The sequence below is a fragment of the Actinophytocola xinjiangensis genome, assembly GCF_001921215.1.
Taxonomy (GTDB): domain Bacteria; phylum Actinomycetota; class Actinomycetes; order Mycobacteriales; family Pseudonocardiaceae; genus Actinophytocola; species Actinophytocola xinjiangensis.
On the sequence record NZ_MSIF01000001.1, the window covers coordinates 302,011 to 328,736 of the forward strand.

Sequence of the window (26,726 nt, forward strand, 5' to 3'; positions counted from 1 at the left end):
ACCCCCCTCATGCGACGATGACCGGGTGCTGGCAGGCGACGAGCAGGCCCGGCGGCCGAAGCGTTCGCTGGAGGTCGCCCGGCAGATCGTGCAGACGATGTACGACGACGGGATGGTGCCGGGGGACCGGTACCTGTCCGAGGCGGAGGCGATCCGCCGGCACGGCGTGGGCCGGGGCACCTACCGCGAGGCGCTGCGCATCCTGGAGAACCACGGGGTGATCGCCATGCGCCCTGGGCCGGGTGGCGGGCCGGAGATCGTCGCGCCGGGATGGCCGCACCTGGCCTCCACGTTCGCCCTGCTGCTCCAGTTCGCGGGGGCGCCGCTGCGGACCGTGCTGGACGCGCGGGTCGCGATCGAGCCGGGGATGGCGGAGTTGGCGGCGCGCAACGCCACGGCCGGGCAGATCGCGGAGATGGCCGAGGACCTGGCCGAGGTCGAGGCGGGGATCGGGGTGTACCGGCGGTTCGCCGCGGCCTACGAGTCGTTCTGGCGCCATCTGGCGGCCAGCAGCCACAACGAGCTGTTCGCCTTCCTCAGCCCGGCGCTGCGGGCCATCGTGAACAGCGCGGGGTTCGTGCCCGACGAGCCCTACCGGGTCGAGGTGCTGGGCAGGCTGCGCGGGATCCTCGAGGCGGTCCGTGAGCACGACCCGGTGCTGGCGGCCCGGCGGATGCGTGACCTCGAGGTGGAGTTCGGCCGGCGGCTCACCGAGGGCTACCCGCGTCAGGTGGCCGAGCCGATCGCCTGGTCGGATCTGCATCGCTTCACCTCCTTCACCTGATATCTATGAAAGATATATAAGATGACAGGTGAACGCGAGAGGAGCTGCCATGTCCGTGCGTGGAAAGCGGGTACTGGTCATGGGTGCGGCCCGGTCGACCGGCATCGGCCGCGCGCTCGTGGCGCGCCTGGCCGGCGGCGGCGCCTCGCTGGTGATCGGTGACGCGGTCGCCCCGGCCGGCACACCGGGCACGCACACCGCCACCCCCGAGGCCCTCGCCGAGGTCGTGGCCGAGGCGAGCGAACTGGCCGGCCACCCGGTCCCGGCCACCGAACTCGACCCGCTCGACCCCGACCAACTCGACCGGTTCGTCGCCGACGGCGTGCGCCACCTCGGTGGGATCGACGCGCTGTGCCACCTCGTCGGTGCCACCGGCGCCGGCTTCGGCGACGGCCCGCTGGCCGACGTCACGCCCTCGGCGTGGGCGCGGGGCGTCGACTGGAACCTGACCGCCTCCTGGCTCGCCGCGCGGGCCGCGGCCGCCGCGATGGGCGAGGCCGGCGGCTCGGTCGTGCTGCTGTCCTCCTACGCCGGCCTCGACTCCACGCCCCGCGCCGGGGTCGTCGGCGTCGCCAGGGCCGGCGTCAACCACCTCGCCGGGGTGCTCGCCCGGGAGCTGGGACCCCGGGGGATCCGGGTGAACACGGTGTGCCCGTTGGGGGTCAGCGAGTCCCACGACGGCGTGCACAACCCCGGGCTGGTGAAGCTGGCCGAGGCGGCCGGCCTGTCGCTGGCCGACTGGCTGGCGGAGCGGATCCCGCTTGGCCGGGGCCAGTCGCCCGACGAGGTCGCCGCCGTGTTCGAGTTCCTGGTGTCCGACGAGTCCTCGTTCGTCAGCGGAGCCTCGGTCCCGGTCGCCGGCGGCGCCCGCGCCTGACCGCTACCCGACCACCCTCACACGACCACCAGCGCGTCCACCGCGACCACGCCGAGACCCTTCGGTCGCACCAGCAGCGGGTTGACGTCCACCTCGGACACCAGGTGGCCGACGTCGAGCACCAGGTCGTGCAGCCGCAGGATCGTGGTCACCAGCGCGTCCAGGTCACCGGCCGGACCACCGCGAAAGCCGCCGAGCAGCGTGCCGATCCTGGTCTGCCCGACCATCCACCGCGCGTGCTCCTCGTCGAAGGGCGGCACGCCGAACGCGGTGTCGGCCACCAGTTCGGCCAGCACCCCGCCCAGGCCCACGGTGATCGTCGGCCCGAACGGGTGCTGGTGGCTCACGCCCAGCAGCACCTCGGCGACCGCGTCGGTCACCTGCCGCGCCACCACCACACCGCCCAGCCGCGCGGCCGGCGCCCGCTCGGCGGCGGTGGCCACGATGCGGTCGTAGGCGGCACGCGCGGCGTCGGCCCCGGTGACGCCGGTGATCACCAGCCCCAGGTCGGACTTGTGCGCGAGGTCGGGCGAGAGCGCCTTGAGCACCACCGGGCCGTCGACCTCGGACGCCGCCTTGGCCGCCGCCCCGGCCGAGGTCACCACCTGGGACGGGAGCACCGGGATGCCGTAGGCGCGCAGCAGCTCACCCGACTCGCGCTCGTCGCGGATCCCCGGCCTGGTCAGGTCCGGGGTCGTCCGCCGGCGGACCGTACTGACCGTCGCGATCCGGGGCCGGGTCCGCCGGTCGGTGTGGAAGTCGGCCATCGCCCTGATCCCGACGACCGCTCCCCGGAAGGAGTGGAACAGCGGCACGCCCGCCGCGCACAGCGCCTGGTGGGACTCGTCGCGCACCGGCGAGGTCCACACCGCCACCACCGGCTTGGGCCCCCGCCGGTGCAGGTCGACCAGGTCGCGGGTGATGGCGTCGGACAGGCCGGGGAACGCGCCGTTGATCGGCGCCAGCAGCACGTCGGTCGCCGGGTCGTCCATCAGCGCCTCCAGTACCGCGCGGCCCTCCGGCCGGGAGGTGGCGACGCCGCCGGTGTCCACCGGGTTGTCCACGTGCAGGTAGCCGGGCAGCAGCGAGCGCAGCCGCTGACTCGTTTCCGGTGCCAGCGGCGGAAGTTCCAGGCCGTACTGTCCACACAGGTCGGCCACGTGCGAGCCGGTGCCGCCGGACATCACGCACAGCGCGACCCGCCGGCCGGTGACCGGCGCGCTGTGACAGAACGCGCCGGCGGTCTCGATCGCCTCGTCGATGTCCTCCATCCGGATCACGCCGGCCTGGCGGAACACCGCGTCGTGCACGGCGTCGTTGCCGGTCAGATGGCCGGTGTGCGCGCGGGCCATGGCCGCGCCCTGCTCGGTCCGGCCGACCTTGATCACGATCACCGGCACCCCGGCGCGCAGCGCGCGGTCGGCGGCCAGGCGCATCGTCCAGCCGTCCTTGAAGCCCTCGACGTAGGCGACGATCGCCCCGACCTCGGGCCGCCCGGCGAACTCGGCGACGAAGTCGGCGAACTCCAGGTCGACCTCGTTGCCCAGCGGTGCCCAGCTCGCCACCCCGACGCCGAGTGCCTCGGCCTGCACGATCGGCCGGCCGATGTTGCCCGACTGCGAGATCACCGCGATCTTGCGGCCCGGCAGTCCTTCGGCCCACGGCTCGTAGATGTTCAGGTTGGTGTTCGGGCCAAGCACCCGCATCGGGCCGTTGGCGATGCGGGCCAGCTGCCGCTGCGCGCGGTCGCCCTGCTCGGTGCCCAGTTCGGCGAAGCCGGAGGCGAACACGATCGCGAACCGCGTCCCGGCGGCCAGGCACTCGCGCAGTACCGGCAGCGGCTCACGGATGAGCAGCACGGCGGTGTCCACCGGCTCCGGGACCGCCGAGACGGTCCGGTAGGCGGGCACGCCGTCCACGGTGTCCTTGGTGGGGTGCACCGGGTGCACGGCGCGGGCGCCCAGCGCGAGCAGGCGCTCGCGGGCCTGGCGCCACTGGTAGGCCTGGGGGCTGCCCTCGGTGTCGGTGGCGCCGACGACGGCGACCACCTCGGGGGTGAACAGGTGCTGCCAGGCGATCGTGCGTAGGCCGGTCGGTCTGTCCGCCGGGCGCGGGGGAGTGTCGGGCAACGGTTCTCCTCGGGGTGGGTCAGGCCAGTGCGCCGGCCGCGCGCAGCCGGTGGAGGTCCTCGTCGGACACCCCGGCGGCGCGCAGGACCTCGTCGGTGTGCTGGCCGACGGCGGGGGCGGGGGCAGGGGGTGCGAGCCGCTCGCCGACCAGGTGCACCGGCAGGCCGACCAGGTCGGCGCCGTACTCGGCGGCCGGCAGCCACGGGTTGCGGTGGCGGAAGTGCGGATCGTCGGCCAGTGAGCGGGGGTCGTTGACCGGCGCGACGGGGAAGTTCTCGGCCAGGCCGAGCGCCACCCAGTCCACTGTGGACCGCTGGGTGAACAGTCCGGCCAGCTCGCGGCGCAGGGCGTGGTCGCCGATGGCGTGCGAGGTGGCGGTGGCGCCGTCGCCGGTGAGGTCCGGCCGGCCGACGGCCGTGCAGAAGTTGACCCAGAACTTCTGCTCGGTGGCCATGAACAGCACGTGGCCGTCGCGGCTGCGGTAGACCTGGTAGCGCACGCTCTCGCCGATGCCGGCGGTGCCCGGTTCGCGGCGGGCGCCCCCGTCGTTCGGGTTGCCGGTGACCTCCGACTCGGGCCGTTCGTGAGCGCGGTGGCCCTCGACGGTCAACCAGTCCACCGCCATCGCGGCGTCCGCCTCGGCGATGTCCAGGGTCGCGCCGGCACCGCTGGTCCTGGCCCGCAGCACGGCGGCCAGTACCGAGGTCGCGGCCAGCAGTGGGGTGACCCGGGTGCCCAGCGGCACCCGCACCGAGCCGCTCGGGTGGCCCTCGGGGGTCTGGGTGACGGTCATCAGCCCGGCCCACGCGTCGAAGGCGAGGCCGTGGGCGGCGAGGCGGGCGTAGGGGCCGGTGGTGCCGTAGCCGGAGACCGTGCACCACACCAGTTCTGGCCGCCGCGCGCGCAGTGCCGCCGCGCCAAGGCCCCGCCGGTCGAGCGCGCCGGGGCGCATGCCCTCGACCACGACGTCCGCGCCGAGCATGAGCCGGGTGGCGAGCGCGGCGCCGTCGGGGTGGGCGAGGTCAAGGGCCACACTGCGTTTGCCCCGGCCGAGGTGGTGGTGCATGAGCGACACACCCTCGACGAACGGCCAGCCGGCCGTGCGTACCGGGTCGCCCGTTCCTGGGCGTTCGATCTTCACCACGTCGGCGCCGAGGTCGGCGAGGACCGTGCCGACACCACCCGCCTCGAAGAGGGCGATCTCGACCACCCGCAGCCCGTCCAGCAGTCTCGTCTGCACGAAGCCTGTTATATCAAACAAAACTAAGATATATAAGATTACATGACGGTTGTGGTCGGAGTCGACTCCGGCGGAACGTTCACCGACACGGTGGTGACCTTCGCCGACGGGCTGACGGTGGTCGGCAAGGCACTGAGTACCCCCGACCAGGTCGAGGTCGGTGTGCTCAACTCGATCGGCGCGGCCGCCCGCGCCGCCGGGCTGGAGCTACCCGACCTGCTGGCCCGCGCCAGCGTGGTCACCCACGGCACCACGGTCGGCCTCAACGCGCTGCTCACCGGCAAACGGGCCAGGGTCGGGCTGCTGACCACCGCCGGGTTCGAGTCCACGCTGGCCATCGCCAAGGCCAACAAGACCCACGCCTCGACCAGGCCGAGGCGACCATGCCGGTGCGCTGGCGCAAACCCGGCCGGCTGGTCGACCCGCTGGACATCGCCGGCGTGCCCGAACGGATCGACCGCGACGGCGAGGTCGTCGTCCCGCTCGACGAGGACGCCGCCCTGGCCGCCATCGACCGGCTCGCCGCCCGCCAGGTCGAGGCGGTGGCCATCGGGCTGCTGTGGTCGTGCGTGCGGCCCGACCACGAGCTGCGGCTGGCCGAACTGGTCACCGAACGGCTGCCGGACGTTCCGGTGTCGGTGTCCTCGCGGGTCGCGCCGGTCGTCGGCGAGTACGAGCGGTTCGCCACCACCGTCATCGACGCCTCCATCGCGCGGGCCGTCGCCAGCTACCTCGGGCGCCTGGACGCCGAGCTGACCGCGCTCGGGTTCACCGGCCGCCTGCTGGTCCTGCGCACCGGCGGCGGCGCCGAACCGGTGGCCCGCACCCGTGCCGCGCCGGTGAACTCGCTGCGCTCGGGCCCGGTCGCCGGCCTCACCGCGGCCGCCTCGATCGGCGCCGCGCTGGGCCACGAGCGGATCATCGCCACCGACGTCGGCGGCACCAGCTTCGACGTCGGGCTCGTCGTGGACGGCGAGGCGCAGCGTTCCGGCCGCCCGCTGGTCGACCGGCACCCGCTGGCCGTGCCGGCCATCGAGGTGGTCTCCATCGGCACCGGCGGCGGCAGCATCGCCTGGTACGACGGGGATCTGGGCGCGCTGCGGGTCGGGCCGCGCAGTGCCGGCGCGGCACCGGGCCCGGCCTGCTACGGCCGGGGCGGCACCAGCCCGACCCTCACCGACGCCGCCGCCGTGCTCGGCTACGTCGACCGGCTCGGCGGTGACGTGCGGCTGGACGTCGCCGCCGCGCGGGCGGCCGTTGGCCAGCTGTGCGGCCCGCTGCGGCGCACGGTCGAACAGGTCGCCGAGGGGATCGTGCGGGTGGCCACCGACCAGCTCAAGGACCTCATCCGGCGCACGACCATCCAGCGCGGCCACGACCCGTCGGCCTTCGCGCTGTTCGCCTTCGGTGGCGCCGGCCCGCAGTACGCCGCCTGGTACGCCGCCGGCCTGCGGGTGCGGGACGTGGTCGTGCCGCCCTTCGCCGCCGAGCTGTCCGCCTACGGCGCCGCCACCGGCGACGTGGTCCTTGGCGCCGAACGCGACCTGCCGCCGACCCCGCTGGCCGAGGCCACCCGTCTGCTCGACGAGGAGTTCGCCACCCTCGACGAGGATGCCGCCCCGGGCGCGGTCCGCCGCCGCGCGGTGTCGCTGCGCTTCCCCCGCCAGCCGCGCACGATCAGCCTGCCGGTCGACCGCTGGGACACCCCGGCGGCGCTCGCGGCGCTGGCCGCCGAGTTCCGCGCGCGCTACGAGCGGGTCACCGGCCAGGGCACCGCGCCGCCGGAGCTGACCGTGGAGGTGGTGGCCGTCCGCTCCGAGCAGGTCAGCGCCATGCCCCCGGGCCGGCTGCCCCGCCCGCCGCGTGAGCCGGCGCGCCCGCAGCGGCAGCGGGTCGCGTGGTTCCACGACCACGCGCGGGAGTGCCCGGTCTACCGGTGGACGCACATCGGGGTCGGCCAGGTCGTCGCCGGGCCGGCGTTCGTGGAGTCAGACCAGAGCACCCTGGTCGTGCCGCCCGGCCACACGGCCAGGATGGACGAGCGGGGCTGCTTCCACCTCACCGACGGAGAAGCCCGTGCTCGATGAGATCGACTTCGAGATCCTGCGCCACCGCCTCGACTCGATCAACGAGGACGCCGCCGCGATCCTGGCCAACCAGTCCGGTTCCCAGCTCGCCGCCGAGGCGCGCGACCTGAACTCGGTGATCATGGCGCCTGACGGCGCGGTGGTCTGCTGTGGACGGTACGTGCTCGCCCAGGTCGTCTCGATGCACCTGGTGGTGCGCGACATCCTCGACCGCTACCGGGACAACCCCGGTTTCGGGCCGGACGACCAGTTCCTCACCAACGACCCGTACGTCGGCACGCTGCACCAGCCGGACGTGGTGGTGGTCGCGCCGATCTTCGTCGGTGACCTGCTGGTCGGCTGGAGCGGTTCGACCACCCACCAGCCCGACGTCGGCGGCCCCAACCCGGGCGGCATCACCTACGACGCTCGCTCGATCCACGACGAGGCGCTGCCGATCCCGCCGATCCGGCTGGTCGAGCGCGGTGTGCTGCGCGCGGACCTGGAACGCGAGTACCTGTCCCGCTCGCGCACCGCCGAGCTGAACCGGCTGGACCTGCTCGGCCAGATCGCGGCCAACGCGTCGGTCGTGGAGCAGGTGCGGGCGATCTGCGCGGAGTACGGCACCGAGCGGGTCACCGAGACCTTCGACCGGCTGCTCGACCGGGCCGAGGCGATGTTCCGCGACCGCCTGTCCCGCCTGGCCGACGGCACCTTCCGGCACGTCGCCTACGTCGAGTACCGCCCGCACGGGCTGCCCGAGGGTGAGCCGGAGCAGGTGTACACGGTGCGCCTGGCGATGACCAAGACCGGTGACCAGCTCGTGCTGGACTTCGCCGGCAGCGACCCGCAGGCCCCCGGCACGATCAACGCCACCTACCCGGCCCTGGCCAACTTCGCGGTGGGCGCGGTGCTGATCCACCTGTGCGGGGGGCTGCTGTGGGCGCCGGGCGGGATCTGGCGGGCGGTGGAGATCCGCAGCCGGCCTGGCACGGTGGTGCACGCGCGGTGGCCGGCGGGGGTCGCGATGAGCACCGCGTCCACGTGCCAGGCGATCCGGGTGTGCGTCAACGCCTGCGCGGCGCGGCTGCTGGAGACCGACCCCGACCTGGCCCGGCACGTGATGGCCAGCTGCCAGGGCGCGGGCGGCGGTGGCGGCACGATCCACGGGACGCTGCCCGACGGCCGCGCCTTCGCCACCATGACCCTCGACGAGATCACCGGCGGCGGCGGCGCGACCTGGTCGGCCGACGGCGCGGACTCCTCCGGGTTCACCACCTCGCCGGGGGCGTCCTGCGTCGACGTGGAGGTCAACGAGACCTACCTGCCGATCCTCTACGAGCGCCGAGCCGAGCTGGCCGACACCGGCGGTCCCGGTACCCGGCGCGGCGGGGTCGGCTCGCTCGCCCAGTGGCGTCCACACGGGACGGACAGGATCGAGGCGATGTCGTTCGGCCAGGGGCTCCAGCACCCGGTGGCGACCGGGGTCGCCGGGGGCGAGTACGGCGGCCAGAGCGTGCTGGCCGTGCTGCCCGGGGCGCACGCCGAGGTGGCGACCGAGCAGCCGATGCCGGTCCGGACCTATCCGGTCGCCGGCGACCAGGTGCACCTGGCGGTGTCCCAGGGCGGCGGCGGGCTCGGTGACCCGCTGGACCGCGACCCGGCCGAGGTGCTGGCCGACGTGGTCACCGGGTACGTGTCGGCCGGCGGAGCGCTGCGGGACTACGGCGTGGTCATCGTGGACGGCACGGTGGACGGCACGGTGGACGGCTCGCTGGACGGCTCGCTGGACAGTGCCGTCGACGGGCCCGGTACCGAGGCGGCCCGGGAGGCCAGGCGGACCGAACGGATCGGCCGCGCGCCCCGGCCGCCGCAACCCGAACGGCGGGGTCGGCCGGTGGCCGCGACGCTGGACCTGGTCGAGCGCCGGACGTGCTGCGCGCGCTGTGGGACCGACCTGTGCGGTGCCGGGGACGACCCGTACGAGGTGCTGGTGGTGGGGGAGCGGGCGATGCCCGACCGCAGCCCGTTCGGCGTGCGGTACCGGGGGCACGAGAGGTTCGTCATGCGGCACTTCTGGTGCCCGGGGTGTGCGGCCCAGGTCGACGTCCAGCTCGCGCGTACCGGTGACCCGGTCGTGCGCTCCTTCGAGCTCGACGTCCGTTGACTCGGTCGCCCAAATCAAGGATCCTAGTTTTCTCGACCACTGGCCAAAGGAGGCTTGACGTGGGATCCGTCGCCGAAGAACTAGTAGCCCAGTTCGACACCATGGTCCGCCGGGACGGCGGGGCGGTACGCCTGGTCAGCGAAGGGCCCGACCGGATCGAGGTCGCCTACCGGCCAGGCTCGGCCGGCCCCGACTGCTCCGACGACGTGTGCGTGCTGCCCCAGAACGAGCTGGCGACCCTGATGGCCGAGACACTCGGCCGGCGCAGTCCCGGCACCGAGCTGGTCGTGACGGTGGCGCCATGACCGCCTCGCTCAGGATCGTCAACCCGGTCGCCACCCCGCGTTCGCACGCCGGCGGTGACCGCTGGCCGCCGGCCCGTCGTCCATCCACACTGGACAACGCGACGGTCGCGCTCTACTGGAACGGCAAGCAGAACGGCCTCGACGCGCTCGTGCGGGCCCGCGAGCTGATCGAGGAGAAGTACACCGGCGTGCGGTTCGTCGAGCTGACCGGCGCCCTGGGCGGCACCACCCGCTACCTGTCGGCCGACCAGCTGGCCACCATCGAGTCCGAGGTGGACGTCATGGTCGCGACCACCGCCGACTGCGGCAGCTGCTGCTCGTGGCTGATGCGCGACCTGTGCGAGGTGGAACGCCGGGGCGTGCCGGCCGTCGGGTACACCGCCGAGGTGTTCGACGAGGACGCCCGGTTCAGCCTGGAGACCTTCGGCGTGCCGGAGGCGTGCCCGCTGATCGTGCCGGAGTGCTTCTCCAACAAGACGATCGCCGAGATCCGCGACATGGTCGACCACTCGTTCGGCGAGCTGGTCGCGATGCTCACCGAGGACCGCGCGGTGTTCACCGAACTGCCCGAGTACACCGCGATGGTCCTGGAGAAGGCGCCCGAGCTGAACTTCGCCGGCGGCGACCTGCTGGACGCCTTCGACGCCATGCAGGCCCGGTTCGTGGCCAACGGCTGGAGCGACGGCCTGCCGCTGGTCCCGCCGACCCGGCGCAAGGTCGACGCCATGGTCGAGGCCTCGGGTCTGGCCGCCGACCACGTCGTCGGTGACTTCGCCCCCGGCTTCGGCATCGGCACGGTGGAGAAGATCGCCGCCAACGCGGTGATGGCCGGCTGCCGCCCGGAGGCGATGCCGGTGGTGCTGGCGATGACCGAGTGCGTGCTCGACCCGTCGATCGGCCTGCGCACCTGGGCGATGTCCACCGGCCCGCAGGCGCCGGTCGTCCTGGTCTCCGGGCCGGTCGCCGACGAGATCGGGATGAACCACGGCATGTGCGCGCTGGGACCCGGTTCGGTCTCCGAGGTCAACGTCGCCATCGGCCGGGCGCTGCGGCTGATCATGATGAACGTCGGGCTGTCCTACCCGGGGATCACCGACATGGACACCATCGGCACCCCGATGAAGTTCTCCGCCTGCGTGGCGGAGAACGAGGCACGCACACCGTGGGAGCCGTGGCGGGTGCGCCAGGGGTTCCGCGCCGAGGAGTCGACGGTCACGGTGAACGTCCCCTACGGCATGACCGAGTTCTTCGACTTCCAGAACTCCGACCCGGAGAAGTTGATCGAGAGCTGGTCGACGCTCACCTCGCACGCCGTGGGCACGCCGGCCGCCGGTGCCTGGCTGATCAAGCAGAACGCCCCGCTGGAGGCCGGCTACCCCTTCCACGGCACGTTCTCCAACCTGCTGTTGATGGCTCCCGACCACGCGGCGGTGTTCGCCGCCGCCGGCTGGACGCCGGCCGACATCGCCGAAGCCATCCATCGGCGCACGAAGCTGCCGTTCCGGCAGGTGATGCTCAACCAGTCGATGCCCGCCTTCGAGGTCTCCCACCCGGAGCTGCGGTGGCTGCTGGACGCGCCGGACACCCCGGTCACGGTCAACCCGTCGGCGGACTGCTTCGAGTTCTTCGTCGTCGGCGCGAAGGCCGGACGCAGCCAGTTCTGCTTCGGTGGCACCAACTCGGTGACCAAGCCGGTGGTGGCGGCGCACGAGCGATGACCTCCTGGGGGCGGTGGCGCCGCGAGGCCGACGGGTTCGTCGTGCCGGCCGAGCCGGAGCTGTGCAGCGCGCTGGGCACGCTGTTCGGCGGGTGGGGGATGGGTGTGCTGGCCGAGGTCGCGCACCGGGTGAGCGGTCGCCCGGTGCGCGACCTGGCGGTGAGCTTCGTGCGGCCGGTTCCGCGCGGCACCGACCTGCTGGTGCGCGCGGAGACCGTCGCGGCCGGACGGTCCCTGGCCCATGTGCGGCTGGAGGCGGGTGTGCCGGACGGTCCGGCGATGGTCGCCACGGCGGTCACCGGGCCGGATCCCCGCGGTGTTGGCTCGTCGCGTCCGGTGCCGGACACCCCGCCGCCGCACGAGTGTCCCGAGCGGGAGTACGCCCACGGGCCGGGCACCGGGACCTCGGTCCTGCTGGACGTGCGGGTGGTCGCCGAGCGGCTCGACCGCGGGGTCGGCGGTGCGGTGACGCTGTGGGCGCGGCTGCGCCGGGAGGTGCCCGACGAGGTGCGGCTGGCGGTGGTCAGTGACCACCTGCCCTACCTGTTGCGGCGGTGTGTGCCGGGTCTGTCGGCGATCTCGACGGTCTCGGCGTCGCTGCGGGTGGTCGATCGGCCGCGCGAGGAGTGGGTCCTGCTGGTGATCGACGTGGACGCGGTGGCCGACCGGTTCGCCGTCGGTCGTACGACGTTGTGGTCCGCCGGTCGGCTGGTCGCCACCGCCGAACAGACGTCGCGGTTGCACCGCGGGCGGTAACGGGTCGGCGGAAAGGATTGCCCAGCCGCCCGCCGCATGCCATCCTGCTGTTCTTGCTAAGAAATCAATCTTAGTAATGATGGCATCTGCGACGAGGAGGTTGGGATGTCCGCTCGAACTGGTGCCGCGGCCCTGTCGGCGGTCGTGGTCGGTGTACTCGCACTGGCCGGCTGCGGAGGAGACGCGGGCGGAACCGGCGGTGGCGACGGGCCCTACCGCGTGGTGGTCAGTGGAGCCGCCAGCGCCCAGGGTGTCCTCGCCGCCAACTCCGCCACCTCGACGCTGTCCGCCGAGGCCGCGGCGAAGGCGATCAACGCCGCCGGCGGGATCAACGGCCGCGACATCGAACTGGTCAAGATCGACGACGGCGGCGACGCCACCAAGGGCCTGACCGCGTTGCAGGAGCAGATCGCCGAGGCCAAACCCGACGCCTACCTCAACTCCGGCCCGACGACCCTGTCCGCGGCCGTGCTGCCGGTACTGGCCCGCAACAACATCATCTTCATGAACTCCGGCTCATCGCCCGAGGCCGCCGACGCCGAGAAGTACCCGCTGACGTTCAACCTGCCGACCCTGCCCGACGTGCAGACCAAGGCGTTCGTGCCGGAGATGGAGAAGTCCGGGTACAAGTCCGTCGGCATCCTGCACAGCAACTCCCCGTTCGGCAAGGCGTTCGGCGACAGCGCGCCGGACGTGTTCGCCGAGGCCGGGTTCGAGGTCACCGGCAACGAGGAGTACGACGGTGCCGCCCTCGACCTCACCGCGCAACTGTCCTCGCTCAAGGCCGGCAACCCGGACGTCATCGCCCTCAACGGCTACGGCCCGGCCATCGGCTACGCCGTCAAGGGCCTGCAGACCCTCGACTGGGACGTGCCGATCCTCGGTGACACCGCCGTCGCCTCCACCAACCTGCTCGCCACCGCGCCCCCCAGCGGCCTGGTCGGCTCGCCGCTGGTGAGCAACCTGAAGATGCAGGTGATGCGCAGCACCAGCTACGACGCCGCCGACGACCGGGTCAACGCCATGGTCGAGGCGATGTCCTCGGCCGGCACCATCAAGTCCACCCTGATCAACGCGTGGAACTGGGACGCGCTGCACCTGATCGCCGCGGCGGCGAACAAGGCCGGCTCGTCGGACGCGGCCGCGATCGCCGAAGCCATGGAGGACCCGGCGGTCACCGCCGAGGCCGACACCGCGGTGCTGTCGGCCTACAACTACACCGCCGACTCGCACGCCTCCCAGCCCGGCGACGACGAGTTCGTCTTCATCGCCCCGTCGCTGCTGCGCAACGGCCAGTTCGGCAACCCGGACGCCGGCTGATGACCCTGCTCTACTCCGGACTGTCACTCGGCGCGGTGTACGCGCTTGTGGCGCTGGGCTACAACCTGGTCTACCTGTCGTCGCGTGCGTTCAACTTCGCACAGGCCCAGCTGGTCATGGTCGCCGCCTTCGTCGCGTACACCGCGCTGGTGGTGTTCCGGCTGCCGTGGGTGGTGGCGGCGCTGCTGGCGATGGCCGTGCTGATGGTGGTCGCGGTCATCGAGGAGCGGATCGCGCTGCGGCTGGTCACCGACCACCACACCATCCTGATCACCACCCTCGGCTTCGCCACCCTGCTCGACGGCGCCGCCGAACGGATCTGGGGCAGCGAGGCGCTCGACGTGCCCTTCCCCGGACCGGAGGGCGCGTGGTCGCTGCTGGGCGGGCGGTTGCACACCGTGGACCTCGCGCTCGTGCTGCTGGCCGTGCTGCTGGTGGTCGGCGCGCACTGGTACCGCCGGCGGTTCCTGTCCGGGATCGCGATCATCGGCATGTCCCAGGACCGGGAGGCCGCGACCCTGCGCGGCATCGACGTCCGCAAGCTCGCGCTGATCACCTTCGCGGTCTCCGGCGCGCTGGCCGGCCTGATGGGCGCGTTCGTCGGGCCCAAGACCTTCGCGCTGACCACACTCGGCGCGTCCATGGCGCTCAAGGGTTTCGTGGCGCTGGCGATCGGCGGCTTCGGCAGCCTCTACGGCGGGCTGCTCGGCGGGTTCACCGTCGGCATCGTCGAACAGGTCTCCGCGCGCTACCTGGGCGCGGAGTTCAGCCACATCAGTGTGTTCGCCGTGCTGATGCTCGTCCTGCTCGTCCGTCCGCGCGGGGTGTTCGGCCGCGTGCGGGAAAGGGTGGTGTGAGGCGTGACCGTACTGTGGCGAGCCGTCCGCTCGGTGCCGCCGTGGGTGCTGGCGACGATCACCGGTGTCCTGGCGCTGTGCCTGCCGTTCCTCAACCTCGACTACGCGGTCGGCCGGCAGATCCAGCTCGGGCTGATCCTCGCGCTGATCGTCAGCGGCATCGGCCTGTCCCTTGGCTACGCCGGCCAGCTCGCGCTCGGCCAGGCCGCGATGTACGCGGCCGGGGCGTACTCGGCGGGCGTGCTGGCGATCCGGGGTGTCACCGACGTCCTCGTCCAGCTGCTGGTGTCCGGGACGGCCGCGCTGCTGATCGGGCTGCTCACCGGCGTCATCGGATTGCGCCTCGGCGCCTGGTCGCTGGCGATGACCTCGTTCTTCCTGGTGCTGATGATTCCCGACGTGCTCGACGTGTTCGAGTCGACCACCGGCGGGCGGACCGGCCTGAGCGGTATCCCGCCGGGCACCGTGTTCGGCTCCGTGCTGACCCCGCGTGACTTCTTCCTGCTGATCGTGGTGGTCTCGCTGCTGTGGTTCGCGGTCGTGCGCAACATCGTCACCTCCCGGCACGGCGTGGCGTTCCAGGTGCTCAAGGAGAGCGAGGTGCTGGCCGCCTCGACCGGGGTCTCGGTGTTCCGGATGAAGCTGATCGGCTACGCCGTCGGCGCGATTCCCGCGGGCCTGGCCGGCACCCTGTTCGCCAACCTCGACCTGTTCCTGGCCCCCACCTCCTTCGGACTGCACCTGGCGACCTCGACGCTGGCCGCGGCCGTGCTCGGCGGGATGGTCAGCGTGTACGGGCCGCTGGTCGGCGCGCTGCTGGTGCAGCTGGCGACCTGGCAGGCCGCCGACTTCCAGGAGTGGGCGCTGGTCGTCTACGGCGCGTTCCTGATCCTGGGCGGCGTGGTGTTCGGCGGCGGCATCGCCGGCCTGGTCCGGCGCGGGATCCGCGCCCTGGACCGGCGGTTCCTGCCCGAACCCGTCACCGACGACACCGGCGGGAGCGCCGCCGGGGTACCGCCGCTGCCCGGCGAGGAACTGGTCGTCGACGGGGTGTCCAAGGCCTTCGGCGGCAACCAGGTGCTCACCGGCGTGACCCTGCGCGCGGCCCCCGGCCGGGTGACCGCGCTGATCGGGCCCAACGGCTCCGGCAAGACCACCCTGCTCAACCTGGTCAGCGGCTTCTACACGGTCGACGACGGCCGGCTGCGCCTGGGTGAGGTCGAGCTGACCGGGCTGCCCGCCCACCAGGTCGCCCGCCGGGGCGTGAGCCGCACCTTCCAGACCCCGCTGGTGCCGCCGGTGATCTCGGTGCGCGAGACCGTCGCCGCCGGGCGCTACAGCGCCGACCGGGTGTCGATCATCGGCGCGCTGCTGCGCGGGCCCCGCCACCGGGCGGTCAGCCGGCGCGACCGTGAGCAGGTCCGTGACCTGCTCGACCTGGTGGGCCTGGCGCGGGTCGCCGACGCCGAGGCGTCGTCGCTGCCGCTGGGGCAGCGCCGGCTGCTGGAGGTCGCCCGCGCGATCGCCAGCCGGCCCAAGGTCCTGCTGCTCGACGAGGCCGCCTCCGGCCTGGACGAGCAGGAGGTCGCGGTGCTCGCCCGGCTGCTGGGCCAGGTGCGCGACGCCGGCTGCGCGGTCGTGCTGGTGGAACACAACTTCGGGCTCGTGCTGAGCACGGCCGACGAGATCCACGTGCTGGCCAGGGGCCGGCTGATCGCCTCCGGGCCCCCGGCGGCGATCGAGGCCGACGATCGGGTCCGCAACGAGTACCTGGGCATCGCCGACGAGGCGAGTGTGGGAGGTGTGGCGTGACACTGCTGGAGGTCACCAACCTGGCGACCGGCTACGGCGACCTGCGCGCGGTCTGGGACGTGAGCGTGCACGCCGAACCGGGCCGGATCACCGCCCTGCTGGGCCGCAACGGCGCCGGCAAGACCACCACGCTGCGCGCGATCGCCGGACTCAACCCCGTGCAGCGCGGGCGGATCACCTTCGACGGTGACGACCTGGCGGCCGTGCCGGCGCACCGGCGCGTCGCGCGCGGGATCAGCTACCTGCAGGAGGGCAAGCGGATCTTCGGCGAGCAGACCGTCGCGGAGAACCTGCTGCTCGGCGGCTACAGCCTCGGCCGGTCCCGGCGCAGGCTCGAACCCGAGCTGGACACGATGTACGAGCTGTTCCCGGTGCTGCGTGACAAGCGCGGCGCACCGGCGGCCAGCCTGTCCGGCGGCCAGCAGCAGATGGTCGCGCTGGCGCAGGCGCTGATGGCCCGCCCCCGGCTGCTGCTGCTCGACGAGCCCTCCGGCGGCCTGGCGCCGTCGGTGGTCGCCGAGGTGCTCGCCAGGGTCGACGCGCTGCGCGCGACGGGCCTGGCGATCCTGCTGGTCGAGCAGGCGGTCGACGCCGCGCTCGCGGTCGCCGACCACGTCACGGTCATCGACGTCGGCCGGGTGGTGCTCGACCTCCCGGCCGCCGACGTCGAGGACCCCGAGCTGATCAAGAACGCCTGTATGGGCACCGCGACGGTGCCCCGGACCTGAGGCTCACTCCGGCGCCCAGTTCGGCGCGCGCTTCTCCACGAACGCCAGCGGGCCCTCGACCTGGTCGGGGTGGCCCCACAGGCCGACCAGGTACTGCGAGCCGACCTTGCAGGCGTCGGTCAGCCCGAGCTCCAGCGCCGCCTCCAGGGACTTCTTGGTGGCCGCCAGGGCCGCCGGGGAGTTGCGGGCGATCTTCTCGGCGAGCTCCTGGGCCGCCTCCCGCAACCGCGCCGGCTCGACGATCTCGCTCACCAGACCCAGCTCGTGGGCGCGGTCGGCGCTCATCCGCTCGTGCGCGCCGACCAGCGCCATCCGCATCACCGCGCCGAACGGGATCTTCTTGGCCAGCCCGATGACCTCGATCGCGGTGACCTGCCCGACGCTGACGTGCGGGTCGAAGAACTCGGCGTCGGCGGCGGCGATCACGATGTCCGCGTCGGCCACGAAGTGCAGGCCCCCGCCCGCGCACACGCCGTTCACCGCGGCGATCACCGGCTTGCGGACCTTCTGGTGCCAGGAGGTGAAGTGCAGGTCGAAGGCCAGCAGGTCGTCCTCGTAGCGGCCCATGCCCTGACCGTCGGTGGCCACCTCGCGCAGGTCGGCGCCGGTCTGGAAGGCGCGCCCGGCACCCGTCTGCACGATCACCCGCACCTGCGGGTCCTCGTCCAGCTCGCGCCACGCGTCGGCCAGCTCGTCGCGCATGCGGGTGTTCATGGCGTTGAGGGCCTCCGGGCGGTTGAGCACCAGCCAGCCGACGGGGCCGTGCCGCTCGACGAGGAGGGTCTCGTAGGTCATGGGTGTTCCCTTCACACGATGGTCTCGTCGAGGTGGCGGCCGATGGCCGCGAGGTGGTCGCCGGTGCGACCGAGCAGGTGGGCGCCGGACCAGGCCCGCTTGAAGTACAGGTGCGCGTCGTGCTCCCAGGTGAAGCCGATGCCGCCGTGCACCTGGATGGTGTAGGCGCTGATCGCCGAGTACGCCTCGGCCGCCATGAACGCCGCGATCCGCGAGCGCACCGCCAGGTCGGGGCCCGACGAGCGGACCGCCGCGTACACCGCCGAGTGCGCGGTCTCGACCTGGATCAGCGCGTCGGCCAGCTTCTGCTTGATCGCCTGGAACGAGCCGATCGGCCGGCCGAACTGGACCCGCGTACGGGCGTAGTCGACGGCCAGGTCCAGGCAGCGGCGCGCGCCGCCGACCTGCTCGGCGGCCAGCAGCGCGCGGGACACCGAGGTCGCCGCCTCGACCGCGTCACCGGCGTCGGGCGGCCCGAGCGGGGTCGCCGGGGCGGCGGCGAAGGTGAGCCGGGCCAGCGGCCGGGTGAGGTCCAGCGGCACCAGGCGTTCCCGCTCGACACCGGGGGTGGCGGCGTCCACCTCGAACACCGCGAGCCGGTCGCCGGCCCTGGCCACCACGAGCACCAGGTCGGCGTCCGCGCCGTCGACGACGTGGTCCTTCACCCCGTCGAGCAGCCAGCGGTCGCCCTCGCGGTGCGCGCTGACCCGCACGGCGTCGGGCTGCCACTCGCCGCCGTGCTCGGCCAGCGCGACCGTCGCGGTGCGCCGACCGGCGGCGATCGCCGGGCCGTGCCGGCCGAGGACCTCGCTGTCGCCGAGTGCGACGAGCAGCGGCACGGCCAGCGCCGCGGTCGCGAACAGCGGCCCGACCAGCAGCGCGGCCCCGGTCTCCTCCAGGGCGACCGCCAGCTCGGCCGGGCCAAGGCCGCTGCCGCCGGCGTCCTCCGACAGCAGCAGGCCGGCGAGGTCGAGCTGTCCGGTCAGCACCCGCCAAGTGTCCTCTTCGGACCGGCCGCCGCGCGCGACAGCCTCCCGAACACGGTCGGGCGGGCTGAGCGAGGTCATCGCGGCCCGCACGGACTCGCGGAACCGGTCCAGGTCCTCCTCGGCCAGCGTGGTCGGTGTCACGGTCGCTCCGATCGGTTCTGCGCGCTCACACGACACCCTCGTCGTGCAGCCGGCGGATGGTGGCGGCGTCGCGGCCCAGCTCGGCGAGGATCGCGTCGGTGTGCTCGCCGAGGGCGGGGACCGCGCCGCCGGGGGTGGTCCAGGCCGAGCTGACCGGCGGCGCCAGCGGCGTCCACACCGGACCGTACGGCGCCCCGACCCGCAGCCAGCGGTCCCGGGTGGACAGTTGGGGGTGCTCGGCCATCTCGTCGAGCCGGTTCACCACCGCGCAGCCGATCCCGGCCGTGTGCAGCAGCTCGACCGCGGCCCCCGCGTCGTGGGTCGCGATCACCGGAGCCAGCAGCTCGTCGATGGCGGCGCGGTGGGCCACCCGCGCCTGGTTGGTGGCGAACCGCTCGTCGGTCACCAGCTCGGGGCGGCCCAGCACGGCGGTGGCGAGCGTGGCCCACTCCCGGTCGTTCTGCACGCTGATCGTCAGCAACCGGCCGTCGGCGGTGGGGTAGACGTCGTACGGGGCGATCGCCGGGTGGCTCATGCCCTTCGCCAGGTCCGGTTCGTGGCCGTGGCGGCGCACCACCAGTGGGTAGCCCATCCAGTCGGCCATCGCGTCGAGCATCGACACCTCCAGCGCGGCCCCCGCGCCGGTGCGCTGCCTGGCCAGCAGCGCCGAGAGCACCGAGGAGAAACCGAACATGCCGGCGGCGATGTCGGCCACCGAGATCCCCGGCTTGACCGGTTCGTCGATGCTGCCGGTGATCGTCGCCAGCCCGGCCTCGGCCTGGATCAGCAGGTCGTAGGCCTTGCGCCGGTCGTAGGGGCCGCCGGTGCCGTAGCCGGAGATCTCACACACCACCAGCCGGGGCCGGCGTGCGAGCAGCGCCGGCCCGTCCAGGCCGAGCCTGGGCGCGGCGCCGGGCACCAGGTTGTGCACGAACACGTCCGCGCGGTCGAGCAGTTCGTCGAGCACCGCCCGGCCCCGCGGCGCCTTCACGTCGAGGGTGAGCGATTCCTTGTTGCGGTTGACCCACGCGAAGTGCGCGCCGGTGCCGTTGGCGTAGGTGTCGAAGTGGCGGGCGAAGTCGCCCTGCCCCGGCCGTTCCACCTTGATCACCCGCGCGCCGAGGTCGGCGAGCTGGCGGGTGGTGTAGGGCGCGGAGACGGCCTGTTCGGCCGACACCACCAGCATCCCCGACAGCGGTCCGGACAGTGGTCCCATGCCTCAGGTCCGGTCGAAGTGCTCGACCGACGCGCGCAGTGCTTCGTCCAGTGTGGACGATCCACCGATCGGTGTCGGCAGGGTCACCGGCCCGTGCTCGCGACTGGGCAGCAGGATGGTCGCGGTGCCGGGGGCGGTGACCGTGCCGTGCTGGTTGGTGGCCGCCAGTTCCAGGTCGACGGCCGGGTGCCGGCCGGCCTCGTCGGTGACGACGTGCTTGCGCACCACCGTCGCGGTGATGGTCTGCAGGTCGCCGACGTAGTTGAACTTGCGGAACTCCACGCCCAGGCGCCACAACCACGCGTCGTCGCCCATCCAGTCGGTGCAGGCGTGGATCATCCAGGTCTCGCGCATGCGGCCGTAGTCGAACGTGGTCGGGTTGCCGGAGCGGCGGGCGAACTCGGGGTCCCAGTGCACCCGCTGCATCGCGTCCCACATCCCCTGCTCGTCGCGGTGGTAGAAGCGCGGGATGCGTTGGCGGTTGCGGTGACCCAGGCGCAGTGCGGCCACGCCGTAGACGCCCATGCCCATGCCGGTGTGCCACACGACCATGTCGGTGACGGTGAGCGGTCCCTTGACCAGTGGGGTGATCGTGTCGCCCTCCTCGACGTCCTCGAACCACCGGGGTTCGGGGCCCCGGGGTGCCTCGGCGGCGTAGGCGGCGTCGATCTCGGCCAGTGCCTCGTCGGTCCACACCTGCGGCTCGACGGCGTCGTACTTCTTGCGCTTCACCGCTTCGGTGCGCTCGGTGCGGATCATCAGCCGGTACTGGCCGGCGAGCAGCGTGCCGTCGGCGTCGGCGAACACGTTGGCGTTCCACTCGTGCACCGCGCGTCCGGAGAACTCGCTTGGCTTGTCGAGCACGCCGACGAGCGCGTTGCGTCGGTGGATGTGCCGGTTGGGCCCCAGTGGACGCCACCATTCCCGTTGGCACGCCGAGTAGAACGCGTGCACGCCGCGCAGCGGGTCGCCCTTCACCTCGTCCTGGCGGGCCAGGTCGGCCTCGGTCAGCACGTCCTCGCCGACGATGCTGTCCCCGCCGACCAGGGCCGGCGGGGCGATCGGCCCGCCCCAGCGGGAGCGGGTGGCGTGGTCGGGGTCGCAGTAGAGCGGGTTGTCGTCACCGTAGGAGCGCGCGACGACGCGGAACGCGTCGGTGCCGGGGCTGAGGTAGTGCGGTGGCACCGGATTGGGTTGGGGGATACCGATCCGCGCCCGTAGCGCGGCCACGCCCTCGTCGGTGATGCGCGGCTCGGCGCGGGTGCCGCTGGTCGCCATGTCGGACTCCCTTCTTTCTTTGCTATCTTATAACTGAATGCGGGTGGGAAGTCGAGGAGGCCGCCGATGGGGTACCGGACGCTGCTGGTCGAGCGGCGTGGGCCGGTCGGCTGGCTCACCTTCGACCGCCCGCGCGCCGGCAACGCCATGGACGCCGCGATGATGGCCGAACTGCCGCTGGCCTGGCGGGAACTGGACGCCGACGACGACGTGCGCTGCGTCGTCCTCACCGGAGCGGGCCGCTCGTTCCAGACCGGACTCGACGTCACCGCGCTGGCGCGGGAACCGGAGAGCCTGCGGGAGAGCAGCCGCCGCACCCGCGACGCCGACCTGGCCCTGACCAACTGGCACCTCGGCGTCGCCACCCCGGTCGTCGTCGCCGTCAACGGCACCTGCGCCGGCGGCGGCCTGCACTTCGTCGTCGACGCCGACGTGGTGATCGCCGCCCGGGGTGTCACCTTCCTCGACCCGCACGTCAGCGTCGGCCAGGCCAGCAACTGGGAGGCGATCGGCCTGGCGTCCCGGCTGGCCGCCGGCGTGGCCGCGCGGGTCGCGCTCACCGGTGTCCACGAGCGACTCACCGCCGAGCGCGCCCGCCAGCTGGGCTTGGTCGACGAGGTGGTGGAGCCGGCGGAGCTGACCACCGCCGCCCAGCGCGTGGCCGAGTGGATCGCCGCGGCCGACCCCGAGCTGGTCAGGGCGCGCAAACGGGCCCTCTGGGAGGCCCAGGAACACGGGAGGAACCGTCCATGATCACCGAAACCGGTCCCGAGGTCGGCCCCGACCGGGCCGCCGAGCTGACGCGGTCCTGGGTCGCCGAGCACGTCCCCGCCGACTGGCGGGCCGCCGGTGAGCGAGGCGGCCGCCGGGCCGTGCGCGCGGTCCGTACCCCGGAGCAGTACCGCGCGTGGTACCCCGTGTTCGGTGCCTCCGGCCTGGTCGCCGCCCGCTGGGAGCCAGCCCACGGCGGTCTGGGCTGGACCCGGGAGGCCGCGAGCGCCGCCGAGCGGGTGCTGGCGCCCTACCACCTGCCCCGGCTCAACCCGCTGGGCCTGAACCTGGCGGCGCCGGCCCTGTTCGCCCACGGCACCGACGAGCAGCGGGCCCGGTTCCTCGGGCCGATGGCCCGGGGCGAGCAGGTGTGGTGCCAGCTGTTCAGCGAACCCGGGTCGGGCAGCGACCTGGCCTCACTGTCCACCCGGGCCGTGCGCGACGGTGACGAGTGGGTCATCACCGGCCAGAAGGTCTGGACCACCTGGGCCGATCAGGCGGACTTCGGGGTGCTGCTGGCCCGGACCGACCCCGACCTGCCCAAGCACCAGGGCATCACCTACTTCCTGCTCCCGATGCGCCAGCCCGGCGTCGAGGTCCGTCCGCTGCCGCACCTGGGCGGGGAGACCGAGTTCTTCGAGGTGTTCTTCGACGGCGCGCGGGTGCCCGACACCAGCCGGGTCGGTGAGGTCGGGGCCGGTTGGCGGGTCGCCCAGGCCACCCTCAGCGGCGAACGGCAGATGGTCTCCGGTGCCGGCTCCGGCGGCGTCGACCGGGTCGGCGGAGGCAGCGCCGCCCACCTCGTGCGGCTGGCCCGCGCCCGGTCCGAGCGCGGCCTGGACGGCGGCTGGACCGACCCGGCCGTGCGCGAGCGGGTGGTGCGGCTGTGGTGTGAGGAGCAGGCGCGGGGCTGGACCAACGAGCGTGTCCGGGCGCGGCTGGCCGGGAACCTGGCGCCCGGCCCGGAGAGTTCGGTGGGCAAGGTGCACGGGTCGGAGTTGAACCAGCGCGTTCAGCTGGCGGCCGTGGACCTGCTGGGTGGGCCGGCCCTCGCGTGGTCCGGCACGGCCGGGACGCCCGGCGAGTACTGGGCGGGGATGCCGGCCGAGGTCCAGGGGATGCTGCGCAGCCGGGCCAACACCATCGAGGGCGGCACCTCCGAGGTGAACAAGAACGTCATCGCCGAGCGGGTCCTGGGGCTGCCAAGGGAGTTCGACCCCTACCGGGGCACGCCGTGGGCGCAGGTCCCGCGCAGCGGCTGATCAGGGGGCGCCGCCACCACCGGGGACACCGCCCATGCCGAGGGTGATCTGCACGACGACCAGGATCAGCCAGGCGAGCAGGAAGGCCAGCAGCCAGAACCAGGGCTTGGTCAACCAGGACACCGACGACACCCTCCCGTCATGTCCGATGTGGACGGATGGTCAGAGCCAGCCCCGGCGGGTGAACAGGCGGTGCAGGATCACGCACACGGTGATGATCACCACCATCACCACGGGGTAGCCGTACCTCCAGTGCAGCTCGGGCATGAAGTCGAAGTTCATCCCGTACACGCCGACGCCCATCGTGGGCACGGCGATGATCGCCGCCCACGCGGTGATCCTGCGCATGTCGGTGTTCTGCTGCAACGAGATCTTCGCCAGGGTCGCGTCGACCAGCGTGGTCAGCAGGTCGTCGAACGCCGTCACCCGCTCGGCCACCATGGTGAGATGGTCGTCGACGTCGCGGAAGTAGGACCGCACCCGCTCCGGGACCAGCGGGGTGTAGCTCACGGTCAGCCGCCGCAGCGGGGTGGCCAGCGGCATCACCGCGCGCCGCAGTTCGAGGATCTCCCGTTTCATCAGGTACATCTGCTCGGCGCCGATGGGGCTGCGCGGCGCGAACACCAGGGTCTCCATCTCGTCGATGTCGTTCTCGAACGCCTCGCTGACCACGAGATAGCCGTCCACCACGTGGTCGGCGATCGCGTGCAGCACCACAGCCGGCCCGATCCGCAGCCGCTCGGGCTCGGTCTCCAGCCGCCCCCGCAGCTCCCGCAGACCCGAGTGCTCGCCGTAGCGGACCGTCACGATGAAGTCCCTGCCCAGAAACGCCATGATCTCGCCCGACTCGACGATCTCGTTGGCCGTGGTGGGCGACACGTGCTCGACGTAGCGGACGGTCTTGAGCACCATGAACAGGCTCTCGCCGTAGCGGTCCAGCTTGGGCCGCTGGTGGGCGACCACGGCGTCCTCCACGGCGAGCTCGTGCAGCCCGAACGTCTCGGCCAGACCGTGCAGCTGCTCGGGATCGGGTTCCAGCAGCCCGATCCAGACGAACCCCTCGTCGCGGCGGCGCACCTCGGCGATCGCCTCGGCGTGGTCCCGTTCGCCGGGCAACCGCCGGCCGTCGACGTACACCGCGCAGTCCACGACCGACACCGGCCTCGGTGGCGGTTCCTGGTCGCCGGCCGGTGTCCGGCGCACCCGGCGGCGGTAGGACATGGCGCCAGCCTGACGCCATCGCTGACCTTCGCGCAAGTGGTTGACACTCGCCGTGCCGCACACCCGGCGCGGCCACCGGTGCTGGCGGTGCTCAGCCCCGGGGCAGCCCGAGGACGCGCTGGGCCACGATCTGCCGCTGGATCTGTTGGGTACCACCGTAGATCGACTGGGCGCGGGACCACAGGTACTCGTCGAACCGGTCGTCGCCCTGGACGAAGCCGGTGCCGGCGAGGTCGCCCACCACCCGGAACAGCTCCTGCTCGATCCGGGTCGTGAGCAGCTTGTCGACCGACGCGGCGACCCCGGCCCGGTCGACCAGCGACCGCGCGACCTGCCAGCGCAGCACGTCGATGTTCACCGCGCAGGCCACCAGGCGGCGCCGCAGCGGCTCGTCGGCCGCGCACCGGCCGGTGCGCACGTCCTCGACGGCCGCCGCCAGCACGTGTCCCAGCCGCCCGACCCAGCCCATGTCGGCCGGGCCGCGCTCGTAGGTGAGCATGTGCATCGCGATGCGCCAGCCGATGCCGGCCTGGCCGACCAGGTTGGCGGCCGGCACCCGCACCCCGTCGAAGAACACCTCGGCGAACTCGCGGCTGCCGTTGGCCAGGGTGATCTCCCGGCGCTCGATCCCGGCCGAGGTCATGTCCACCACGAGCATCGACAGGCCGCGGTGGCGCGGTTGGTCGGCCTCGGTGCGCAGCAGCAGCAGGCACCAGTCGGCCCACATCGCGCCGCTGGTCCAGATCTTCTGGCCGTCGACGACGTACTCGTCGCCCTCGCGCCGCCCGGTGGTGGTCAGGCTCGCCAGGTCCGACCCGGCGCCCGGCTCGCTGAACCCCTGGCACCACGAGCTGGTGCAGCCCAGCAGCCCGGGCAGTACCCGGGTCTTGAGCTCGTCGCCGGCGAAGTCGGCGATGGCGTGGGCGATGTGCCCGATCGGCGGGGCGGCCGGTGCCTGGGCCCTGGCCAGCTCCTCGTTGATCACCGCCTCGTACACGTCGGGCAGGCCACGGCCGCCGTACTCGGCGGGCAGCGACACCGCGACGTAGCCGGCGCCGGCCAGCGCGCGGTGCCAGCGCAGGGTGGCGGCCAGTGCCGCGTCGGAGTGGTAGCCGGTGCCGTGGCGGTACTCGTCGAGGTGGCCGGCCAGCCAGGCGCGCAGGCCCGCGCGGAACCGGGCCACCTCGGGGGTGTCGGCGAAGTCCATGGTCAGCGTCCGTTTCTGGTCAGCGTCCGTTTCTGGTCAGCGTCCGTTTCTGGTCAGTGTCCGTTTCTGGTCATCGTCCGTTCTCGCCGAGGAGCCGGCCGGTCAGGTGGCGGAGCTGGTGGTGTTCGTCGCCGAACAGCGCGCGGGAGGCGTGGGCGCGGCGCAGCCGGACGTGCGCGCGGGACTCCCAGGTCATGCCGATGCCGCCGAGGAGCTGGATCGCCGTCTCGCACACCTCGACGGCCGCCGGCGCGACGAACGCCTTCGCGGTCCGCGCGGCGGCCACGGCCTCGTCGGCCGGCAGCGCGTCGGCCGCCCACGCGCTGTGGAACAGCGCGCTGCGGCTCGCCTCGACCGAGACCAGACAGTCCGCCGCGAGCTGCTGGACGGCCTGGAACGACCCGATCGGCGCCCCGAACTGCGTGCGGTTCCTGGCGTGCTCGACGGCGTCGTCGAGGGCGGCGCGCATGACGCCGAGCAGATCGGCGGTGGCGAGGGTGAGGCCGAGCGCGGTCAGCCGCAGCCGGTCCTCGGTGCCGGGGTCGGTGAGGGCGAGGTGGCCGGCGGCGGGGCCGACGGCACGGGTGCGGCGGGTGAGGTCGGCGCCGGGGAGCGGGTCACCGAGGTGGTGGCCCGTGCCGTCGGGGGAGTGGGTCACCTCGGCGCCCGCGCTGTCCCAGGCCACGGCGTCGGCGGCGGTGCCGGCGTAGTCGGTGAGGTCGCGGCGCAGCAGGGGTGCGACCCGGACCTCGCCGCCGCCGATGGCGTCGAGCAGGTCCTGGCCGGCGCCGCCGAGCCGTAGCCGTTCGGCGGCCAGCAGCGTGCCGATGACCGGCGCCGGCACCGTGTGGTAGCCGAGCTGTTCCACCAGCACGGTGAGGTCGACGACCGACGCCTCGTCGAGCCCGATGGCCAGCCACCCGGCGGCGACGATCCGCGACCAGGCCACCTCGTCCGGTTCGGCGGGGCTGGTGTCGTCGGGGCCGCGGCCGGGGGACCAGCGGGTGGCCAGCTCGGCGGCGAGTTTCGCGCAGACCTCGGCGAAGGCGCGCTGGTCCTGGTCGAGACCGATCTCCATCACGTCACCC

The 26,726-nt window shown here is 73.2% G+C and carries 23 protein-coding genes and 1 pseudogene; 14 read left to right on the forward strand and 10 right to left on the reverse strand.

Annotated elements, in window-relative coordinates:
* Positions 1-25: 25 nt before the first annotated feature.
* A complete protein-coding gene (locus BLA60_RS01505; protein WP_075130837.1) occupies positions 26-784 on the forward strand; it encodes a FadR/GntR family transcriptional regulator in 759 nt (252 codons plus the stop codon).
* 49 nt (positions 785-833) lie between these two features.
* Positions 834-1,661 (forward strand): SDR family NAD(P)-dependent oxidoreductase, encoded by an 828-nt coding sequence (locus BLA60_RS01510; protein WP_075130838.1) that lies wholly within the window; start codon positions 834-836, stop codon positions 1,659-1,661.
* 17 nt (positions 1,662-1,678) lie between these two features.
* On the opposite strand, the gene BLA60_RS01515 is transcribed toward BLA60_RS01510, so the two are convergent.
* On the reverse strand, positions 1,679-3,790 hold the full coding sequence (locus BLA60_RS01515) for an acetate--CoA ligase family protein (protein ID WP_075130839.1): 2,112 nt from the start codon (positions 3,788-3,790) through the stop codon (positions 1,679-1,681).
* Positions 3,791-3,809: 19 nt separating this feature from the next.
* The gene (locus BLA60_RS01520) at positions 3,810-5,030 is read right to left on the reverse strand and encodes a CaiB/BaiF CoA transferase family protein (RefSeq protein WP_084734527.1); all 1,221 of its coding nucleotides are present in this window, start codon (positions 5,028-5,030) and stop codon (positions 3,810-3,812) included.
* Positions 5,031-5,072: 42 nt separating this feature from the next.
* Between BLA60_RS01520 and BLA60_RS46495 the strand changes: the two are divergent.
* The 10 genes and pseudogenes from BLA60_RS46495 to BLA60_RS01570 all read left to right on the forward strand — a co-directional run.
* Positions 5,073-5,327 (forward strand): annotated as a pseudogene (locus BLA60_RS46495) (hydantoinase/oxoprolinase N-terminal domain-containing protein); the annotation flags it as partial.
* Between the two features lie 86 nt (positions 5,328-5,413).
* Positions 5,414-7,117 carry a hydantoinase/oxoprolinase family protein gene (locus BLA60_RS46105; protein WP_084734528.1) on the forward strand — a complete coding sequence of 568 codons (1,704 nt, stop codon included), beginning with the start codon at positions 5,414-5,416 and terminating at the stop codon, positions 7,115-7,117.
* Positions 7,107-9,263 carry a hydantoinase B/oxoprolinase family protein gene (locus tag BLA60_RS01535; RefSeq protein ID WP_075130842.1) on the forward strand — a complete coding sequence of 719 codons (2,157 nt, stop codon included), beginning with the start codon at positions 7,107-7,109 and terminating at the stop codon, positions 9,261-9,263. Before BLA60_RS46105 ends, BLA60_RS01535 begins: the two co-directional genes overlap by 11 nt.
* A gap of 59 nt (positions 9,264-9,322) precedes the next feature.
* Positions 9,323-9,568, forward strand: a complete 246-nt coding sequence (locus tag BLA60_RS01540) for a hypothetical protein (protein WP_075130843.1) — start codon at positions 9,323-9,325, stop codon at positions 9,566-9,568.
* A complete protein-coding gene (locus BLA60_RS01545) occupies positions 9,565-11,286 on the forward strand; it encodes a UGSC family (seleno)protein (RefSeq protein WP_075130844.1) in 1,722 nt (573 codons plus the stop codon). The genes BLA60_RS01540 and BLA60_RS01545 overlap by 4 nt, the downstream gene beginning before the upstream one ends.
* Positions 11,283-12,041: an acyl-CoA thioesterase gene (locus tag BLA60_RS01550; protein ID WP_075130845.1), complete on the forward strand. Its 759-nt coding sequence runs from the start codon at positions 11,283-11,285 to the stop codon at positions 12,039-12,041. Before BLA60_RS01545 ends, BLA60_RS01550 begins: the two co-directional genes overlap by 4 nt.
* Before the next feature lie 105 nt (positions 12,042-12,146).
* Positions 12,147-13,361: an ABC transporter substrate-binding protein gene (locus tag BLA60_RS01555; RefSeq protein ID WP_075130846.1), complete on the forward strand. Its 1,215-nt coding sequence runs from the start codon at positions 12,147-12,149 to the stop codon at positions 13,359-13,361.
* Positions 13,361-14,218, forward strand: coding sequence for a branched-chain amino acid ABC transporter permease (locus BLA60_RS01560; protein WP_075130847.1), 858 nt, complete (start codon positions 13,361-13,363; stop codon positions 14,216-14,218). The genes BLA60_RS01555 and BLA60_RS01560 overlap by 1 nt, the downstream gene beginning before the upstream one ends.
* Before the next feature lie 3 nt (positions 14,219-14,221).
* Complete coding sequence (locus BLA60_RS01565; protein WP_075130848.1) at positions 14,222-16,030, forward strand: branched-chain amino acid ABC transporter ATP-binding protein/permease; 1,809 nt, start codon at positions 14,222-14,224, stop codon at positions 16,028-16,030.
* Positions 16,027-16,758 carry an ABC transporter ATP-binding protein gene (locus tag BLA60_RS01570; protein ID WP_075130849.1) on the forward strand — a complete coding sequence of 244 codons (732 nt, stop codon included), beginning with the start codon at positions 16,027-16,029 and terminating at the stop codon, positions 16,756-16,758. Before BLA60_RS01565 ends, BLA60_RS01570 begins: the two co-directional genes overlap by 4 nt.
* Before the next feature lie 3 nt (positions 16,759-16,761).
* Here the strand turns inward: BLA60_RS01570 and BLA60_RS01575 are convergent, their stop codons facing one another.
* From BLA60_RS01575 to BLA60_RS01590, 4 genes are read right to left on the reverse strand one after another with little or no spacing between them, the layout of a single operon-like run.
* Positions 16,762-17,553: an enoyl-CoA hydratase/isomerase family protein gene (locus BLA60_RS01575; RefSeq protein ID WP_075130850.1), complete on the reverse strand. Its 792-nt coding sequence runs from the start codon at positions 17,551-17,553 to the stop codon at positions 16,762-16,764.
* A gap of 11 nt (positions 17,554-17,564) precedes the next feature.
* Positions 17,565-18,683 carry an acyl-CoA dehydrogenase family protein gene (locus tag BLA60_RS01580; RefSeq protein ID WP_211288556.1) on the reverse strand — a complete coding sequence of 373 codons (1,119 nt, stop codon included), beginning with the start codon at positions 18,681-18,683 and terminating at the stop codon, positions 17,565-17,567.
* Positions 18,684-18,708: 25 nt separating this feature from the next.
* Positions 18,709-19,899 carry a CaiB/BaiF CoA transferase family protein gene (locus BLA60_RS01585; protein WP_084734530.1) on the reverse strand — a complete coding sequence of 397 codons (1,191 nt, stop codon included), beginning with the start codon at positions 19,897-19,899 and terminating at the stop codon, positions 18,709-18,711.
* 3 nt (positions 19,900-19,902) lie between these two features.
* Entirely contained in the window at positions 19,903-21,177 is a 1,275-nt protein-coding gene (locus tag BLA60_RS01590) for a hotdog family protein (RefSeq protein WP_075130851.1), read from the reverse strand.
* Between the two features lie 66 nt (positions 21,178-21,243).
* Between BLA60_RS01590 and BLA60_RS01595 the strand changes: the two genes are divergently transcribed.
* Both BLA60_RS01595 and BLA60_RS01600 read left to right on the forward strand, forming a co-directional pair.
* Positions 21,244-21,930 carry an enoyl-CoA hydratase/isomerase family protein gene (locus BLA60_RS01595; protein ID WP_075130852.1) on the forward strand — a complete coding sequence of 229 codons (687 nt, stop codon included), beginning with the start codon at positions 21,244-21,246 and terminating at the stop codon, positions 21,928-21,930.
* Positions 21,927-23,210, forward strand: a complete 1,284-nt coding sequence (locus tag BLA60_RS01600) for an acyl-CoA dehydrogenase family protein (protein ID WP_075130853.1) — start codon at positions 21,927-21,929, stop codon at positions 23,208-23,210. Before BLA60_RS01595 ends, BLA60_RS01600 begins: the two co-directional genes overlap by 4 nt.
* On the opposite strand, the gene BLA60_RS46110 is transcribed toward BLA60_RS01600, so the two are convergent.
* The 4 genes from BLA60_RS46110 to BLA60_RS01615 all read right to left on the reverse strand — a co-directional run bounded on the left by BLA60_RS46110 (position 23,211) and on the right by BLA60_RS01615 (position 26,716).
* On the reverse strand, positions 23,211-23,333 hold the full coding sequence (locus BLA60_RS46110; protein ID WP_281257406.1) for a hypothetical protein: 123 nt from the start codon (positions 23,331-23,333) through the stop codon (positions 23,211-23,213).
* Positions 23,334-23,372: 39 nt separating this feature from the next.
* Complete coding sequence (gene corA, locus BLA60_RS01605; RefSeq protein ID WP_075130854.1) at positions 23,373-24,431, reverse strand: magnesium/cobalt transporter CorA; 1,059 nt, start codon at positions 24,429-24,431, stop codon at positions 23,373-23,375.
* Positions 24,432-24,522: 91 nt separating this feature from the next.
* Positions 24,523-25,638: an acyl-CoA dehydrogenase family protein gene (locus BLA60_RS01610; protein ID WP_075130855.1), complete on the reverse strand. Its 1,116-nt coding sequence runs from the start codon at positions 25,636-25,638 to the stop codon at positions 24,523-24,525.
* A gap of 70 nt (positions 25,639-25,708) precedes the next feature.
* Positions 25,709-26,716 carry an acyl-CoA dehydrogenase family protein gene (locus tag BLA60_RS01615; RefSeq protein WP_075130856.1) on the reverse strand — a complete coding sequence of 336 codons (1,008 nt, stop codon included), beginning with the start codon at positions 26,714-26,716 and terminating at the stop codon, positions 25,709-25,711.
* Between the last annotated feature and the right edge of the window lie 10 nt (positions 26,717-26,726).

Bases quoted from the DNA above. Each gene is read 5' to 3' on its own strand.
- BLA60_RS01615 (WP_075130856.1), bottom strand. From the start codon at position 26,716: ATGGAGATCGGTCTCGACCAGGACCAGCGCGCCTTCGCCGAGGTCTGC.
- corA (WP_075130854.1), bottom strand. From the start codon at position 24,431: ATGTCCTACCGCCGCCGGGTGCGCCGGACACCGGCCGGCGACCAGGAA.
- BLA60_RS01550 (WP_075130845.1), top strand. From the start codon at position 11,283: ATGACCTCCTGGGGGCGGTGGCGCCGCGAGGCCGACGGGTTCGTCGTG.
- BLA60_RS01555 (WP_075130846.1), top strand. From the start codon at position 12,147: ATGTCCGCTCGAACTGGTGCCGCGGCCCTGTCGGCGGTCGTGGTCGGT.
- BLA60_RS01600 (WP_075130853.1), top strand. From the start codon at position 21,927: ATGATCACCGAAACCGGTCCCGAGGTCGGCCCCGACCGGGCCGCCGAG.
- BLA60_RS01590 (WP_075130851.1), bottom strand. From the start codon at position 21,177: ATGGCGACCAGCGGCACCCGCGCCGAGCCGCGCATCACCGACGAGGGC.
- BLA60_RS46105 (WP_084734528.1), top strand. From the start codon at position 5,414: ATGCCGGTGCGCTGGCGCAAACCCGGCCGGCTGGTCGACCCGCTGGAC.
- BLA60_RS01610 (WP_075130855.1), bottom strand. From the start codon at position 25,638: ATGGACTTCGCCGACACCCCCGAGGTGGCCCGGTTCCGCGCGGGCCTG.
- BLA60_RS01575 (WP_075130850.1), bottom strand. From the start codon at position 17,553: ATGACCTACGAGACCCTCCTCGTCGAGCGGCACGGCCCCGTCGGCTGG.
- BLA60_RS01560 (WP_075130847.1), top strand. From the start codon at position 13,361: ATGACCCTGCTCTACTCCGGACTGTCACTCGGCGCGGTGTACGCGCTT.
- BLA60_RS01595 (WP_075130852.1), top strand. From the start codon at position 21,244: ATGGGGTACCGGACGCTGCTGGTCGAGCGGCGTGGGCCGGTCGGCTGG.
- BLA60_RS01585 (WP_084734530.1), bottom strand. From the start codon at position 19,899: ATGGGACCACTGTCCGGACCGCTGTCGGGGATGCTGGTGGTGTCGGCC.
- BLA60_RS01510 (WP_075130838.1), top strand. From the start codon at position 834: ATGTCCGTGCGTGGAAAGCGGGTACTGGTCATGGGTGCGGCCCGGTCG.
- BLA60_RS01545 (WP_075130844.1), top strand. From the start codon at position 9,565: ATGACCGCCTCGCTCAGGATCGTCAACCCGGTCGCCACCCCGCGTTCG.